This is a genomic window from Flaviaestuariibacter amylovorans (genome assembly GCF_039541815.1).
Classification (GTDB): domain Bacteria; phylum Bacteroidota; class Bacteroidia; order Chitinophagales; family Chitinophagaceae; genus Flavisolibacter; species Flavisolibacter amylovorans.
On record NZ_BAABGY010000001.1, the window covers coordinates 254,111 to 270,611 of the forward strand.

Consider the following 16,501-nt stretch of genomic DNA (forward strand, 5'->3'; position numbering starts at 1 on the left):
ATTAATTGCTGGTCGTTGTAAAAGTGGAGAAATAGGCCATCATCTTACGCGTGAGCGCTTCCTTGCCGGGCTCGTCGGCCACGATGATGGTGTTGGCGCAATGTTCGCGGATCGCCGCGGCCGTGGTGGCGCCGATGGCGAAGAACACCGCGCCGGCAGGTGCCCCGTTGACCTCGAAGAAGCTCTCCACCGCGCTGGGGCTGTAGAAGAGGAGCCCGTCATAGGCCTTGTCAACAGGGTGTGGGGTGGCAATGGTGCGGTATACAATGATCTCATGCACGCGGATGCCGGCCATCCCGAGCCGGAGCGGCAGTGCATCACGCCGCTGGTCGCCGCAAAAAAAGGCGACGCTCTTTACCCCGGACGCGATGATCACGGAGGCAAGGGCGTCGGCGTCGGGCGCGTCGCCGATGACGGGTACGCGTATTTGTTCGGTCAACAGCTTCTTCGTGGCGTGGCCGATGCAGAAGGCTTCCCAGCGGGGCAACTGCGTCAGTTGCTGTGCCACCGCTTCCACGGCATTCATGCTGGTGAACACCACCTTGCCGGGCGCCGTGGCCACCACCTGCACCAGTCGCCGGGTTTCAGCATCGGTAGCGGGCTCGGTGTCGATAAAGGAAACCGTATCGATATGCAGGCCCTGCGCGGCGGCTTCGGCCACCAGGCCCTCCGGGAGGGGGCGGGTGCTCAATATGATCCGCTCAGGCTTTTGCATTACGGATTTCCTGGATGATTTTCTGTGTGGCGGGTAGCGCCAGGAGCTCCTGGCCTGCCGTTACGCCGAGGTCGCGGGCGTCGGAGAGGTCCACGGTCTTCCGTATTTCTACGAGGTCGGAGCCGTCGGGCGAGCAGATATTGCCTTCGAAGTGCAGCTGCGCGTATTCCGTGCGCGCGAGCGCCGAGATGGGTGTGGAGCAGCCGCCCATCAGCGTGCGGAGAAAGTCGCGTTCGATGGTGGCGCAGAGGGCCGTTACCGGGTGGTTGAGCGGGCGCACAAGGCCATAGGCTTCGGGGTCTTCGGCGCGGCATACGATCATGATGGCGCCCTGCGCAGGAGCGGGCAGCATCCAGTCGAGGTCTACGGATTTCTCCGGGCGCAGCTCGATGCGCTCGAGACCGGCCGCAGCGAAGATGGCGCCGGCCCAGTTGCTTTCGGCCACCTTGCGGAGCCGCGTGTTCACGTTGCCGCGCAGGTTCTCGATAGTGCTGTTCGGGTAGCGGCGCTTCCACTGCGCGATGCGGCGGATGGAGCTGGTGCCGATGGTGAACGGTGAATGGTCTATGGTCAATGCTGCACCGCTGTCCTTATTCACGATTGACCATTCACCATTGACCCAACCCAGCTTAGCGAGGTCGGCCTCTTCTTTATACACGAAAATATCCTTCGTCGACGCGCGCTCGAGCACGGCCACTTCCACGATGCCTTGGGCGAGCTGCGTGGGCACGTCCTTCATGGAGTGCACGGCGATGTCGATGCGGCCGCTGAGGAGCGCGGCATCCAGCGTTTTGGTGAATACCCCCTGCACGCCGAGGGCGTAGAGCGGGGTCACAGTGTCGATGTCGCCTTCGCTCTTGATATAGACAAGCTCGGAGTCGACGCCCTGTGCCTTAAGAAGTTCCTGTACGAGGGTTGCCTGCCAGACGGCCAGTTGGCTGTCGCGGGTGCCGATGCGGAGGGTGCGGGCCATTAATTGGGGACGCTTATGAATTGGTGAAGGGCGGAGATGTACTGGCAGCCGCGCTCGTTACGTTCCTTGATGCGGCCGGCGGTTTCGTTGAGCACGCGCTGGATCTCTACGTCCAGAAGCTTGGCGTGCTGCTCCCGCATGTGCGGGCACTCGGGGTGTTCGCGCAGGGTGCGGAGCTTGGCCTTCAGGTCTTTCAGCAGGGGCACGTGGCGGCGCATGTCGCACCACTCCTCGAACTCCTGCATGCCTTCTGCGATGATGGCCTTCGCCTTCGGCACTTCGGCCTGGCGCATGCGGAAGGTCTCGTCTTTCAGCTTCGAGAGCTCGTCCACGTTCACCATGCGTACGTTGGGCAGGGTCTGCGCATCGTCGGCTACATTATAGGGGATCGAAAGATCGATGATCAGCTTTTCGCCGGCGCCTTCGAGGTGTTGGCGGAGGATGGTCTTCTGCTGCGCGTTGGTGGCCACGATGACGACGTCGGCGGCACGCAGCTCGCTTTCGAGCGCCGCAACCGGCGCCCAGTGCAGGCCCAGCTCGGAAGCAAGCTCCTGCGCCTTTTCGGGCGAGCGGTTGATGAGGGTGATATTGGTGGTGCCGAGGTAGTCGACGAGATTCTTGCAGGTATTGCGGCCGATCTTGCCGGTGCCTACCAGCAGGATCTTCTTGCCGCAGCAGCCGGGCACGTGGGCGCGGATGTATTGCACGGCGGCGAAGGCGGTGGAAACGGTGCCGCCGGAGAGCTCCGTGTTGTTCTTGACGTTCTTGGAGGCCTGCAGCACGGAGTTGATGAGGCGCTCGGTGAAGGCGCCGATGGCGCCGCCTTCCTTGGCGAAGCGCACGGCCGTCTTGAGCTGTCCCACGATCTCATAGTCGCCCAGGATCTGCGAGTCGAGGCCGGAGGCTACGTGGTAGACGTGCTCCACGGCATCGGCGCCCTGCTTGATATAGGCGGAGCGCACGAAGGTCTCGGCGTCGCCGGCCGTCTGGGCGCAGAGGAGGCGCACCAGCTGGTGGGGGCAATGGGCGATCCCGTAGATCTCGGTACGATTGCAGGTGGAAAGGACAAAAAGCTCACCGATGCCCTCGGCGGCAGCCGCTGCGAGGATCGCCGCATATTGCTCGTTCCCGATGGCGAACTGGCCGCGTACGGAAGCGTCGGATTTTTTGTAGTTAATCCCGGCGACGAAAAAATTATCGATGTTCTTGAAGTAGTGGTTGTTCATGTCACAAATCATGTCACAAAGCGGTCAAAAGCACGGTGCAAAGGTACTTGGCCGCAGCGCGTCGTCCTAAAAAGTGTGTCATTGCTCTGTCATTTGCCCCCCTGATCTTTCTCAGGTTGGCGCTTGACGCGGATCAATTGGGCGCCCCGCCGGATGATCTGTGGAGCTGGCCCAGCGATGCGGCCCTTCCTCGTGCAACAAGCGACCGCAATCGCTTGTTATTGGTACCCGCCATGGCGTCCAACGTAACCGGCCGGTGCCGGAAATCTTTGCCGCGCCGTTACCTTTGCGTCACAATTTTCCCCTGTATGAAGCGTGCTGTTGTGTTAATGAACCTCGGGTCGCCCGATTCCACCGAGGTGCCGGATGTAAAACGCTACCTCGACGAATTCCTGATGGATGGCCGCGTCATCGACAAGCCCTGGCTGTTCCGGGCGATGCTGGTGAAGGGCATCATCGTACCCTTCCGCGCGCCGAAGTCGGCCGAGGCCTACAAAAGCATCTGGACAAAGGAGGGCTCGCCGCTCATTGTGCTGTCGGAGCAGCTGGCACGCGCGCTCGACCAAGAAGTGGAGGAGCCGGTGGTGATCGCGATGCGCTACGGCACGCCGTCGCCCAGGGAAGCGTTCGACAAGCTGCTGCAGGCGCACCCCGACCTGAAAGAGGTGCTGCTGATCCCGATGTACCCGCACTACGCCATGAGCTCCTACGAGACGGCCGTAGAATATGCCAAGGAGCAGCATGCCGAAGGGCGCTATCCCTTCCGCCTCGAGTACATCAAGCCCTATTACGACAACGCCGAATACCTGGAGGCGCTTTGCGAAAGCATCCGTCCCTACCTCGACACTGATTACGACCAGATCCTCTTTTCGTACCACGGGGTGCCGGAGCGGCATATCTATAAAGGCGATATCACGCAGCAGCATTGCCTCAAAAAAGAAGGCTGCTGCGATACGCCCTCGGCGGCCCACCAGTATTGCTACCGCCACCAGTGCTGGACCACCACTAAGGAAGTAGCCAGGCGCCTCGGCATCCCCGACGGCAAGTGGGGCTTCTCGTTTCAGAGCCGCCTGGGCCGCGATCCCTGGCTGCAGCCCTATACGGCGCAGCGCCTCGAGGAGCTGCCGAAGGAGGGCGTGAAGAAAGTGCTCGTGGCCTGTCCTGCGTTCATCTCCGACTGTCTCGAAACGCTCGAGGAGATCGCCGAGGAAGGCAAGGAAAGCTTCGTGCATGCCGGCGGCGAAAGCTTCACCATGATCCCCTGCCTCAACGTGCACCCGCTGTGGGTACGCGCCATGGCGACCTGGGTGGAAGGCTTCCGCGCGGGCAACACCGATATGCTGCAGCGCGGCTCGGCCCACGAGCTCGTGCCGAAGGGGTCGATTATGGACATTATTTAGGGTGAATGGTCAATGGTGAATGGTCAATGTGTGCTCCCGATCAACTATTTTCCATTTCTAAACCAAAGCTGATGTTCCTGAAGCTGAATCACCAGAAGCTGGATTTATGTAGTTTTTCGCGCGCCTTTGTTCTGGAATGTTACCGGTTGAGCAACCAGATGCCGCCGGATGAACGGTTTGGGATGATCTCCCAGATACGGAGAGCTGCTCTTTCAGTCCACCTGAATATAGCTGAAGGTGCTTCCCGGAAATCAGAATCAGAGCGCAAACGGTTTTATGAGATCGCCCGCGGGTCGCTCATCGAAATTGATGCTGCGCTAGACATCGCCAATGAATTAGACTATTTGAAGGATCAGGATCTTTCCCGGCTGGAGGAAAACATGGTACGCTGCTTCAAAATATTATCGGCAATGATCAATCCCGGCCATTGACCATTCACCATTGACCATTCACCCCATGTATCCCTACCTCAAGGCCCTCCACATCGTCTTCATCGTCACCTGGTTCGCGGGGATGTTCTACATCGTGCGCCTGTTCATCTACAACCGGGAGGCGCAGGACAAGGCGGAGCCCGAACGCGGCATCCTGCAGCGGCAGTTCACCATCATGATCAAACGCCTGTGGCTCGGCATCACCTGGCCCTCGGCGATCCTGACGGCGATCCTTGGGCCAACGGTGATGTTTCATCCCGACATGCAGTGGCACCGCAGTCTGGGCACCGCCGGCGGCCGCTGGCTCGAGGTCAAACTGGTGTTCGTAATCGGACTGTATATCTACTTCTTCTCGCTGCACCGGATCTACAAGCAGCAACTCGCCGGCACCTTTACCTGGAGCGGGCAAAAGCTGCGCGTGTGGAACGAGGTGGCCACCATCTTTCTCATTCCCATCGTGATGCTCGCCACCGTCAAGACCGGCATCTCCTGGCTCTGGGGGCTGCTCGGGCTCATCGGCTTCATCATCGTGCTCATGAGCGCCATCAAGATCTATAAAGCTTTACGAAAGGGATAGGCCGCAAGCGGCCTCCGTTTCACGCAAAGGCGTAAAGCGCGCGAAGTACGCGTAGCCAGGTTCGCTTCGCTCACTGATTCACGCGGTGGCGCGGCGATGGGCGACGCGGCGGTTCTCCTATGCCCAGTCGTGTCACTGCCGCAGGCTTCGTCTCTATTATTTAATCTTTCAATTTTTGCGGATGCAAGCAAGCGAACGCACGCACATATAGGTCCCTGCTCCCTGTCGTACAACCTGCATGCTAAGTATTATCGCCGCGTCGCCTATCGCCGCGCCGCCGCGTGAACATCCCGCCTTGGCGGGATAAAAAAAGTCCTGCCGCAGGCAGGACTTAATAATTTGTTGCGCTTTTGGCGTGCTTCGCGCCTTTGCGTGAATCCCGCCCGCTCGCGGGCAACTACGCCAGTTCTTCTTCGACGTCGTCAACAGGAACCGGCTTACCCGCCTTGCGCGCCTTCTTCTTGCGCGTGCGGTTCCACCACATGATGGTACCGGTGATGGGGAAGGTGACGCCGAACAGGCATACGATGAAGGCGATGATCTTGCTTGGAAGGCCCCAGATGGAGCCCGTGTGCACCGGCTTGAAGGTGCCGCGTACGCGCGCACCGAGGCTGCGCTCCTTCCAGGCAAGATCGCCGAGGGAAGCGCCGGTGTAGCGGTCGAAATAGAGGGCATGCGTGGCCGACTCGTGCACCGCGTCTTTCGGGAGCAGCTGCACCGTTACGGGGTCGGTGGCGTCTTTCGGTGTCTGTACGTTGTAGAAGGTGGCGCCGGCGTGCAGCGCGCGGGCTTGCTGCAGCACACCGTCGTAGTTCACGGCCGGCTTTTGGGCCGTTGCTTCCAGGGCATACGCAGACTTCGGCGGCGGCGGGGCCTTTTCCGGCGAGCCGGTCACCGTATAAATACCTTTGTTGAACCACTCGAAGCTCCAGGCAAGACCCGTAAAGGCGAACACGAACAGGAAGAGCGCGGAATAGAAGCCGAGCACGAGGTGCAGGTCGTGGTTGACGCGCTTCCAGGAGGCGCCCCACTTGATCGAGAGGCGCTGCTGCATGATCTTCCGGGTGCGCGGCCACCAGAGGACGATGCCCGTGATGAGAATGAAGAGGAACAGCAGGGTGGAAATGCCGACGATGAGCTTGCCCACGGAGTCTTCGCCGCCAAGCAGCCAGCGGTGCAGGGCAAAGACGGTATAGAACGACGTTTCGCGGTAGCTGTATTTCTCCAGGATAACACCCGTGTACGGGTTCACGAAGATGGTGAAGCCGGGCTGCCGCTCGGGCTTCGCACCCGCCTTTGGGGTTTCTTTGCCACCGGCTTTCGGGCCGGCTTCGGTCTTTACTACGGCGTTGCCGGAGTCCTTGCGGGCCGCATTACCCGCGCCTTCCTTCTTTTTCGGGAACGCTACGCTCACCTCCACGCTGCGGTCGGCGGCGGCATACCACTTCACGCCGTTGATCTTCGCGTCCGGGAAAGAGTCTTTGACGCGCTGCAGCAGGTCCGCGGTGGAGAGCGGCGTGCCCCCGGGAGCTACGTAATAGCGCTCTTTGCTGGTGGCCATCTGGATGTCTTTCTCAAACACGAGGAGGGCGCCCGTAAGGCAGGCCACCAGGATCACGAGGCCGGCGGCGAAGCTGAGGTAAAGGTGGATACGGCGGAAGAAAACTTTCATGGTCACTTGTGAATGGTGAATGGTCAATGGCGGGTTAAAATTGACCATTCACCATTGACCATTCACCTGTTTGGGAAAAATTTAGAATTTATAGGTAAGCGTGCCCAGCACCTGCGTGGGCGGGATCGGGTTCACGCTGTAGTTCTCGTGCACGTACCAGTTGAGTTCATTCGTCACGTTCGACACCTTGGCCATCAGCGAGAACTGCTTCCAGCTGTAGCCCGCCGAAAGGTCGAGGGTGCTGTAGGCGGGTACGGAGAACATGCGGTCGCGCCAGGAGAAGGGTGCTTTCGGAACGCCGTTGGCATGCGTGTTTTTCACCACGTCGGAGTTCCATCCGCCGTTGCGCTCGCCGATGTAGAGGAAGGTGGCGCCCACCTTGAGGCCCTTGAGCGCGCCGTCGCCGAAGGTGTAGAAGGCGCTCGCGTTGGCCGTGTGCGACGGGTTATTGACCAGGCGCTCACCGGTTTTGAAGGCACCCTGCGTGGTGTCGTTCTTCGTATAGCGCATGTAGTTGTAGCTCCAGCCGGCGCGCAGGTCGAGGCCTTCGAGCGGCGTCGCGGCGAGGTCGACCTCCACACCGTCGGAGATCGTCTGGCCCGACATCAGCTTGATGTTGCTGTTGTTGTTGGGCGTCACGCCGTCCTTCAGGAAGGCGGCCGTCTGGGCGAGGTTGTTGTTCACGATGCGGTAGCCGGTCACGTTCACCGAGAGGCGGCCGCCGAGGAGCTCGTTCTTCACGCCGATCTCGAACTGGTCGATGGTGGAGGGCTTCAGCGATTCGCCGAACACGTCGGTGCCGGTGTTCACGTTAAAGGAGTTGGCCCAGGAGGCGAACACTGAAGTGTTGGACGTGGGTTTGTACACGAGGCCGACACGGGGCGAGAAGGCGCGGTCGACGCGGGTGGCCGTATAAGCACGGTTGCCGTTGCGGAGGGTATCGGTCTGCACGGGGGCGGTCACCACGTAGGTGGCGCGGATGCCGGCCAGCACGTTGAACTTTTCCGACAGCTTGATGAGGTCCTGGGCATAGAGGCCGAAGCGCTCGATGGGCGTGGTGGTGCGCACTGTACGGGTGTAGGAGGGCACATCGGTGGCGCCGCGGTACTTGCCGGGGTTCAGCACGTTGATGCTGTCGTAGATGCCGGCGGCGAGCAGCGTACCATTGACGTTGCGGCGGTCGAAGGCGAAGCTGTAGGCCACGGTGTTGTAGCGGTCGGCGTCAAGGCCGGCGAGGATCGTGTGCTCCAGCGAGCCGGTCTTCACCTTGCCGGTGAGGTTGAACTGGCCGGTATAGTATTGCTCTTCCGACTGGATGCGGCCCAGCTGGCGGCCCCAGTTGCCGGCGGTGTCGGCGGTGACGCGCTCCACGGAGAAGTAGTCGCGGCCGAAGAACTGGTAGTTTACCGAGGTGTTGATGCTCCAGGCATCGTTGAGGCGGTGCTTCAGCGTGATGCCGGCCGTTGTTTGCTGGGTGATGTTGTACTGCCAGGGCGTGCCGAAGAAGGAGCCGCGGCTGGTGGGCGTGATGGTCTTGCCGGTCTGCGTGCCCTTCGCGCCGATGGTACCGATACCGAAGTCGGGCGTGAAATCGTGCTTCAGGTAATCGCCTTCCACCACCAGCTCCGTATGCTTACCCAGCTTGAAAAGGAAGGAGGGGTTGATGTAGTAGCGGTCGGAATGCACCTGGTTGCGGTAGGAGTCGGTGCTTTCGAAGGAGCCGTTGAGGCGGTAGGCCACGCTTTTGGAGAGGGGACCGTACACGTCGAAGGCGGGCTTGAAGAGGTTGTAGGAGCCGGCGCGGAACGACAGCTCGCCGCCGTTGTGGAACCTGGGCTGCTTGGTGACGAGGTTCACCACGCCGCCGGGAGCCACCTGGCCGAAGAGGATGGCGGCCGAGCCTTTCAGTACTTCCACGCGCTCGAGCGAGCCCATCTCGGGCATCGCGCCGGAGTTGAGGCGGGCGCCGTTCTTAAAGAGGTTCTGCGCGCCGAAGGAGTAGCCGCGGGCGGCGAAGCTTTCCTGCACGTTGCCGCGGGCCGTCGTCATGTACACGCCGTTGACGTTGCGGATGGCGTCGGAAAGGCGCTGCACCTGCTGCTCGCGGAGCAGCGGGGCGCCAAGCACGGTCACCGCCTGGGGCAGGTCCATGGGGTGGATCGGAGCCTTGCCGATAAGGGGCGTGCGGTCGTTGAGGGTGCGGCCGGAGGCCACCACCACTTCGGAAAGCTGCCGGCCATCGATCGTGAGCGTGAGCTCGAGGCGCACCGGCGCACCCTTGCGGATGTCGATCGTCTGCGTCAGCGGCTTCATGCCTGCCATCGACACGAGGAGCGTGTAGCGGCCGTCGGGGAGACTGGTAAAGGAGAAGACGCCGTTCTCGTCGGCGGTGGCGAAGCGGCGGGTGCCGGCCACCTGCACGGTCACGAAGGCAGCGGGTTGCCCGTCGGAGGTGACGACGCGGCCCGCCAGGTTGATCTCGCCGTCTTCGAAGCGGACGGCGCGGGGAGTTTGGAAGGTGGCGTTGGTGTTGGGTCCGCTTTGGGCAACGGTGGTCAGGGAGCAAAGCAGGAGGGTATAGGTTAGCAAGGCCTTCATCAGTGGGTGAAATTTTTTGCAAAGAGAAGCCTTCCGGTGCGCCGGGAGGTCCCGTATCGGGAAAATGCGGTTACGGGAAGCGGAAAAAAGCCGGGGCTGTAGATCTGCCGCTTTCGGCACGCCACGGCTCCTTTTTACCGATCGCGGGGGCCTTTTTCCCGATTGCGTAAACACGCGCGCGCTGGAAAGGGCGAGCTTTGCCGCCGCAAAAAGCACTTTTGATGAAGACCACCTATACCACCGCAGCCCTCCTCCTCGGCCTCAGCGCCGCTGCCCAGGAAGCGCCTGCCACCACCTTTGCCGACGACAGCACCGCCCCCCGCACCAAATACCTCACCGAGATCACCGTGGTGGGGCGCAACAGCAAGAGCGACTACCAGCAGCTTCCCGAGATCGTAGGCACGTCGATCTACGCCGGCAAGAAGAACGCGCTCATCGTGCTCGACAACGTGCAGGGCAACGTCGTCACCAATACGATGCGCCAGGTGCTGGCCAAGGTACCCGGCATCCACGTATGGGAGAGCGATGCCTCCGGCGTCCAGATCGGCATCGCCGCACGCGGCCTGAGCCCCAACCGCAGCTGGGAATTCAACGTCCGCCAGAACGGGTACGATATCGCCGCCGATCCCTTCGGCTACCCCGAGGCCTATTACAACCCGCAGCTCCAGGCCGTGCAGCGTATCGAGGTGGTGCGCGGACAGGGCTCGCTCCAGTATGGTCCCCAGTTCGGCGGCATGGTCAACTACATCCTGCGCAACGGCTCCGAGATCACGAAGCCCTTCGAGTTCGAGACGCAGCAGACCTTCGGATCCAACCGCCTGTTCAACTCCTACAACGCCGTTGGCGGTACTTCCGGCAAGGTGCACTACTACGCCTTCTTCGACCACCGGGCCGGCGACGGCTGGCGCCAGAACAGCCGCTATCTTTCCGATGCCGGCTTCGGTACGGTCACCTACCGCCTCACGAAGCAGTTCTCGCTTTCCGCCGAGCTGATGCGCTCGCATATCCGCAGCCAGCAGGCCGGCGGCCTCACCGACGCCCAGTTTGCGCAGAACGCGCAGCAAAGCTTCCGCGCCCGCAACTGGATGGACATCACCTGGACCAACCCCGCGCTCACCGCCACCTGGCAGCTTAATGAAAACACCCGCTGGACCACCAAGCTCTCCGCCACCATCGGCGACCGCAACTCCGTAGGCTTCATGCCCGGCGCAGGCATCCGGGTGGCCGATACCATCAACAAGGCCACGCTCGCCTACAACAACCGCGTGCTCAACGAGGACTCCTACCGCAACTACGTGCTCGAGAGCCGCTTCATCACCGACTACCGCCTTGGCCTGATGAACAACACGGTCTCCTTCGGCGTCCGTGGTTATACGGGTAACACGCACCGCCTTGCTGAAGGAAAAGGCACCACCGGTTCCGACTACGATATGTCGCTCGCCCCGGGTGGCCGCTACGACCGCGACATCAACTTCGGCTCGCAGAACGTGGCCGCCTTCGTCGAAAACATCTTCCGCATCAACAAGAAGCTCCTCCTCATCCCGGGTGTGCGCTACGAGTGGCTGAAGGGCGACGCCTCCGGCCGCATCGGCTACAAGGCCAACGGCCAGGACTCCCTCCTGCAGAACGTATCGCGCAGCCGCTCCTTTGTGCTGGCCGGCGTAGGTGCCGAATACCATGTTACGCCCCTCACCGAGATCTATGCTTCGTATGCGCAGGCCTACCGTCCCATCCAGTTTGCCAACCTGCAGGCGCCGGCCGCCATCAACTACGTGGTGGACCAGGAGCTGAAAGACTCGAAAGGCTACAACGTGGACCTCGGCTACCGCGGTAAGGTCCGCAACTTCCTCCAGTTCGATGTGAGCGCCTTCTACCTGCAATACAACAACCGTATCGGCAACGTAACGGAGAACGGCGTGACGCGCGTCACCAACGTGGGCAACAGCGTGAGCCAGGGCTTCGAAGGCTACGTCGAGTTCAACCCCGTGCGCGCCTTCACCACCTCCACCACCGCCGACCTGATCGTATTCGGCTCCTACAGCTACCTCGACGCACGCTACAAGCAGCAGTCCAACAAGGCCCTCGAGAACAAGCGCGTGGAGAATGCCCCCCAGGACATCTTCCGCGGCGGGATCACGGCGGGCTACAAGGGCTTCCTCATCACGGGCCAGGTAAGCCACGTAGGGGCGACCTTCTCCGACGCCAACAACACGGAGGCCGCCTCGGCCAACGGCCAGGTGGGCCTGATCCCGTCGTATACCGTCACCGACCTGTCGGCTTCCTATAAGTTCGGCAAGGGCTTTACGCTGAAGGCCGGTGTCAACAACCTCGCCGACAAGCGCTATTTTACCCGCCGCGCGGGTGGCTATCCCGGCCCCGGCATCCTGCCCGCCGACGGCCGCACCGCTTTTGTATCGATCGGCGCCAAATTCTGATTCCGCACTTGCTTCTGCGCAAAAAGCCTCCCCCGGGAGGCTTTTTGCGTTGGCGGCCCGGAGCGGAGCAACCAAATGCCCAGGCGCTTGTTTACCGGTAGCTCATGCCTGTCGTTTTCCTCATTTTGCCGCACCAGCTCTTTGCCAGCGCCGCCCTGACTTTCGAAGGCGCGCGTCCCTGGCTGGTCGAAGAGTTCCTTTTTTTCCGGCAGTACGCCTTTCACCGGCGCAAGCTCGCCTTTCACCGCGCCACCATGCGGGCCGAGCACACGCGGCTGGAGGCGCTTGCCCTGGACCCGGTATACGTTGAAGCGCACGAGGAGCGCTCCGATATCCGCGTGTTGCTGCAGCACCTGGCGGCAGAGGGCGTAACCGAGGTACGCCTGTACGACCCGGTCGACGACTGGCTGGAGCGACGCCTGCGCAGGGGTGCCGCCGCCGCCGGTATGGGGCTGCGGATGCTCCCTACGCCGGCGTTGCTGGGTAATGCGGAAGATCCGTGGTTTGGCGGACGAAAGCGGTTTTTTCACCACGATTTCTACATAGCGCAGCGGAAGCGGTACGGCGTACTGCTGGCGGGTGGGGCGCCCCTCGGTGGTAAATGGAGCTTCGACGAGGACAACCGGAAGCGCTTTCCGGCCGGTGCGCCCGTGCCCGCCTGGTCGATCCCCGAAACGGAGCACCACGAGGAGGCGGCTGCTTACGTGGCGCGGCACTTCGCCGGCAACCCCGGGAGCGGGCGCAGCACGATCGTTTACCCCGTGACCCACGCCGCCGCGGCCGACTGGCTCGCGCGCTTCCTGGACGAGCGCCTCGAAGCCTTCGGCGCCTACGAGGACGCGATCGTGACGCGCGAGCCGCTCCTGCACCACAGCCTGCTGTCGCCCCTGATGAACTGCGGACTGCTTACGCCCCATGACGTGCTCGATGCCGTGCTCGCCCGCGAAGGCCGGCTTCCGCTCAACAGCATCGAGGGCTTTGTGCGCCAGGTGCTCGGCTGGCGCGAGTTCGTGGCCGGTATCTACCGCGTGGCCGGCCGGCAGCAGCGCCGCTCCAACTTCTTCGGTTGCACACGCCTCTTGCCCCGATCGGTATATGAGGGTACCACCGGCATCGCACCGGTCGACAACGTGATCCGGAAGGTGCTGGAGCACGGCTATTGCCACCACATCGAGCGCCTGATGATCCTCGGCAACTTCTTCCTGCTCTGCGAATTCGATCCCGACGAAGTCTACCGATGGTTCATGGAGCTGTTCATCGACGCCTACGACTGGGTAATGGTGCCCAACGTGTATGGCATGAGCCAGTTTGCCGATGGCGGGCTGATGTGCACGAAGCCTTATATCAGCGGAAGCAACTATGTATTGAAGATGAGCGACCATAAAAAGGACCCGCGCTGGACCGAGGTCTGGGACGGGCTGTTCTGGCGGTTCATCGACCGGCGCCGCGATTTCTTCGGCGCCAACCCCCGCTTGTCGATGATGGTACGCACCCTCGACCGGATGGACGCCCGCAGGCGTGCCGGCCTCTTGCAGCGCGCGGACGAATTCCTGGCCCGCCTCGACGCGGGGATCACCGAAGCCACTCTTTTTATATGAGCCTTTTCCCCACCGACCTCGCCTCCATTCAGGCCCGCATCGACGCCATCGACCCGGTGGCGTATGGCCATACCCGTAATTATACGGACGGGGCCGTCACGCGCCTGTCGCCCTATATCTCCCGCGGCGTCATCAGCACGAGGCAGGTGTTGCAGCGGGTGCTGGCGCGCGGCTACCGCCTGCACGCCATCGAGTCTTTTGTAAAGGAGCTTGCCTGGCGCGACTACTTCCAGCGCGTATGGCAGGAGCGCGATGTGGACGAAGACCTGCGCCGTCCGCAGGAGGATGTGCGGCACTACGAGCTGCCGTCGGCGCTGCCCCGGGCCGCCACCGGCATCGACGCCGTCGACGCCGCGCTGCGGGACCTCTTTCGAACGGGCTACCTCCACAACCATTGCCGCATGTATGTGGCGGCGCTGGCCTGTAACATCGGCAGGGCGCACTGGCGCAGCCCGGCGCGCTGGCTGTATTACCACCTCCTCGACGGCGACTGGGGCTCCAACGCCTGCAGCTGGCAATGGGTGGCCGGTAGCAACAGCAACAAGAAGTACGTCGCCAACCAGGAAAACATCAGCCGCTTCACGCGCACGGCGCTCGCCGACAGTTATCTGGATCGACCCGTTGAAGAATTGTTGGGCATAGCGATACCACCACCGCTCATCGACACCGAGCCGTTCGTTGCCGAAACGCAACTGCCGGCGACCGCGACGCCCCGTCTCGACCCGTCGCTGCCGGTATACCTGTATAACTACTATCACCTCGATCCGCTGTGGCGGGCGCATGAAACTGCCAACCGCGTACTCCTCCTTGAGCCCGAGCTCTTTGCGCGTTACCCGGTAAGCCCGTTGTGTATCGACTTTATGCTCCGCCTGGCGGAGGGGATCTCTGATCTTCAAATTTTCACAGGCAGTTTCGCCGAGCTCCGGGCACTCCATCCCGGCCTGGAATTCGTGTTTCGCGAGCACCCGCTCAACCGGCACTATACCGGCACCGCCGATGCGCGCGAGTGGCTCAGTAGTGCCGTCAGCGGCTATTTTCCTTCGTTCTTCGCTTACTGGAAACGGCTCGAGCCGGCCCTCAAAAAAGAATACGCATGATCCTGAACCTTTCTGACATCCAGGCGCTGGAGCAACGCTACCGCACGGCCTTCGTCAACTCGCTCGCCGGCTTCCGTCAGGCAGTACTGGTGGGCACCTGCAGTACCGGGGGCGCGACGAACCTCGCGATCTTCAACTCCCTCATTCACCTCGGCGCGGCCCCGGCGCTATTCGGCCTTATCTCCCGGCCCGACACGGTGCCGCGCGACACGCTCCGCAACATCCGGGAAACGGGCACCTACACCCTCAATTATGTGCCGGCCGCCCTGGCCGCCCGTGCTCACCAGACCTCCGCACGCTACAGCCCCAAGCAGTCGGAGTTTTCGGAAGCCGGCTTCACGGAGCAATACCACGAAGGCTGCGCCGCACCCTTTGTGGCGGAAGCCGTGGTGCAGGTGGCGCTGCAGCTCGAGCAGATCATCGACATCCCGCTGAACGGTACCGTGCTGATCATCGGTGGCGTGCGGCAGGTGCGGGTACCCGACGCGTTGGTAGGTGCCGATGGCTTCGTGGACCTGGCGGCTGCGGACGTGCTGATGAGCTGTGGGCTGGATGCGTATTTTACCGCGAAGCCGCTTGCGCGCTTTCCGTACGCGCTGCCGTGATGCGGCGACGCTGCTTTAATCCCAGAGGTCCACGGGCTTGGTCATGGGCGCGCCCTTCCGGTTGATGCGCCACTCGTACCGTCCGTCGCCTACCGTGGCCAATCCCTGGCGAAAGCTCCCGGCCTCGCTGTAGGCACAGGGAATCTGAATCGTCCCCTCCCGGTCTATATACCCCCAGTTTCCCTGCTGCTGCACCGGCGCCAGTCGTTCCGAAAACAGGCCTGCCTTTGCAAACTGCGGGGCGATCGTTTCTTTCCCGTTCGTGTCGATATAGCCCCAGCGGCCCCCTGCCAGTACGGGTGCCAGGCCTTCCGAAAAGGAGCCCGCGGCCACGTATCCGGCACCGATCACCTCGTTGCCGGCAGCGTCGAGAAACCCGAACTTGCCGCCGCGTTGCACCAGCGCCCGTCCGTCGTAGAAGTTTGCCGCAAGGTCGTACGCGGCGGGGAGGTCGAGCAGGTGGGTGAAGCCGGGCCCGAAGAAGTGCAGCCCCCGGCTGCTGCGTACCAGACTGGCGGGTCCCCGGCGGGCATTCAGCTCCAGCAGGTCAAAGGGCGAAATGCGCTCGTTGTTGCGATCGAACACCTCGAAAAGACCGCCTTTCTTGCGGCCCCACCAGCAGGCGTCGTCCCAGGGCCCGACGGCCGTGAACTGCCCCGGCACGAGGATGGCGCCGGCACTGTCGACCCAGCCCCAGCCACCATCGTCGTAGTAGGGGAGGCGACCCTGCCAGGCGGGGCCGAGGCTTCGGTGCACGAAGGGGATGCGCTCCAGGCCGTCGAGGTCGAGCACGCCCCAGCGGCCCTGGCGCTTCACACGAACCAGGCCGTCTTCAGGTGGGTAGAGGTACTGGATGCCCTCGAGGCGGAGCCGCAGCGTGCCGGCTGCGTCGAAAAGGAGTTGCGCGCTGTCCTCCTGCTCATATGCATGCACCCAGCCCCGATCCACGAACGCATGCTGATAGCGGGGCGGCAGGAGCTCGCTGCCCCGCGCGTCGATGACCCCTGCGCCCGTTTCGGTGCGCACGGAAGCGATACCGCCCGAGAAGGGCTCGGCTTCTTCATAACGGGGAGCGACGACGAGCGTGCCCGCCTCGTCGCGATAGCCATAGCTATCGGTTTCCTTGTCGTACCAGGGGTAGAGTAGCATGGATGGAAGATACGAATAGCGTAAG

The 16,501-nt window shown here is 62.3% G+C and carries 13 protein-coding genes; 7 read left to right on the forward strand and 6 right to left on the reverse strand.

Features of this window, described 5'->3' with window-relative positions:
- Nucleotide 1: 1 nt before the first annotated feature.
- Genes ABD937_RS01140 through hemA form a run of 3 tightly spaced genes read right to left on the reverse strand, consistent with a single transcriptional unit; the run spans nucleotide 2 to nucleotide 2,914 of the window.
- Nucleotides 2-715, reverse strand: a complete 714-nt coding sequence (locus ABD937_RS01140) for a uroporphyrinogen-III synthase (protein WP_345252746.1) — start codon at nucleotides 713-715, stop codon at nucleotides 2-4.
- Nucleotides 702-1,688 carry a hydroxymethylbilane synthase gene (locus tag ABD937_RS01145; protein ID WP_345252747.1) on the reverse strand — a complete coding sequence of 329 codons (987 nt, stop codon included), beginning with the start codon at nucleotides 1,686-1,688 and terminating at the stop codon, nucleotides 702-704. The genes ABD937_RS01140 and ABD937_RS01145 overlap by 14 nt, the downstream gene beginning before the upstream one ends.
- Nucleotides 1,688-2,914, reverse strand: a complete 1,227-nt coding sequence (gene hemA, locus ABD937_RS01150; RefSeq protein WP_345252748.1) for a glutamyl-tRNA reductase — start codon at nucleotides 2,912-2,914, stop codon at nucleotides 1,688-1,690. The genes ABD937_RS01145 and hemA overlap by 1 nt, the downstream gene beginning before the upstream one ends.
- A gap of 308 nt (nucleotides 2,915-3,222) precedes the next feature.
- Between hemA and hemH the strand changes: the two genes are divergently transcribed.
- From hemH to ABD937_RS01165, 3 genes are all read left to right on the forward strand, one after another.
- Complete coding sequence (hemH, locus tag ABD937_RS01155; RefSeq protein WP_345252749.1) at nucleotides 3,223-4,314, forward strand: ferrochelatase; 1,092 nt, start codon at nucleotides 3,223-3,225, stop codon at nucleotides 4,312-4,314.
- A 71-nt stretch (nucleotides 4,315-4,385) separates the two neighbouring features.
- Entirely contained in the window at nucleotides 4,386-4,745 is a 360-nt protein-coding gene (locus ABD937_RS01160) for a four helix bundle protein (RefSeq protein ID WP_345252750.1), read from the forward strand.
- A 25-nt stretch (nucleotides 4,746-4,770) separates the two neighbouring features.
- On the forward strand, nucleotides 4,771-5,322 hold the full coding sequence (locus tag ABD937_RS01165; protein ID WP_345252751.1) for a CopD family protein: 552 nt from the start codon (nucleotides 4,771-4,773) through the stop codon (nucleotides 5,320-5,322).
- Between the two features lie 397 nt (nucleotides 5,323-5,719).
- Here the strand turns inward: ABD937_RS01165 and ABD937_RS01170 are convergent, their stop codons facing one another.
- On the reverse strand, nucleotides 5,720-6,994 hold the full coding sequence (locus ABD937_RS01170) for a PepSY-associated TM helix domain-containing protein (RefSeq protein ID WP_345252752.1): 1,275 nt from the start codon (nucleotides 6,992-6,994) through the stop codon (nucleotides 5,720-5,722).
- Nucleotides 6,995-7,075: 81 nt separating this feature from the next.
- Nucleotides 7,076-9,592 carry a TonB-dependent siderophore receptor gene (locus ABD937_RS01175; RefSeq protein WP_345252753.1) on the reverse strand — a complete coding sequence of 839 codons (2,517 nt, stop codon included), beginning with the start codon at nucleotides 9,590-9,592 and terminating at the stop codon, nucleotides 7,076-7,078.
- Nucleotides 9,593-9,813: 221 nt separating this feature from the next.
- Between ABD937_RS01175 and ABD937_RS01180 the strand changes: the two genes are divergently transcribed.
- The 4 genes from ABD937_RS01180 to ABD937_RS01195 all read left to right on the forward strand — a co-directional run bounded on the left by ABD937_RS01180 (nucleotide 9,814) and on the right by ABD937_RS01195 (nucleotide 15,327).
- Nucleotides 9,814-12,027, forward strand: coding sequence for a TonB-dependent receptor family protein (locus tag ABD937_RS01180; RefSeq protein WP_345252754.1), 2,214 nt, complete (start codon nucleotides 9,814-9,816; stop codon nucleotides 12,025-12,027).
- A gap of 104 nt (nucleotides 12,028-12,131) precedes the next feature.
- Nucleotides 12,132-13,625 (forward strand): cryptochrome/photolyase family protein, encoded by a 1,494-nt coding sequence (locus ABD937_RS01185; protein ID WP_345252755.1) that lies wholly within the window; start codon nucleotides 12,132-12,134, stop codon nucleotides 13,623-13,625.
- Nucleotides 13,622-14,722 carry an FAD-binding domain-containing protein gene (locus ABD937_RS01190; protein WP_345252756.1) on the forward strand — a complete coding sequence of 367 codons (1,101 nt, stop codon included), beginning with the start codon at nucleotides 13,622-13,624 and terminating at the stop codon, nucleotides 14,720-14,722. Before ABD937_RS01185 ends, ABD937_RS01190 begins: the two co-directional genes overlap by 4 nt.
- On the forward strand, nucleotides 14,719-15,327 hold the full coding sequence (locus tag ABD937_RS01195) for a flavin reductase family protein (RefSeq protein WP_345252757.1): 609 nt from the start codon (nucleotides 14,719-14,721) through the stop codon (nucleotides 15,325-15,327). Before ABD937_RS01190 ends, ABD937_RS01195 begins: the two co-directional genes overlap by 4 nt.
- Nucleotides 15,328-15,342: 15 nt before the next feature.
- Here the strand turns inward: ABD937_RS01195 and ABD937_RS01200 are convergent, their stop codons facing one another.
- Nucleotides 15,343-16,476 carry a WG repeat-containing protein gene (locus ABD937_RS01200; RefSeq protein ID WP_345252758.1) on the reverse strand — a complete coding sequence of 378 codons (1,134 nt, stop codon included), beginning with the start codon at nucleotides 16,474-16,476 and terminating at the stop codon, nucleotides 15,343-15,345.
- Nucleotides 16,477-16,501 lie beyond the last annotated feature (25 nt).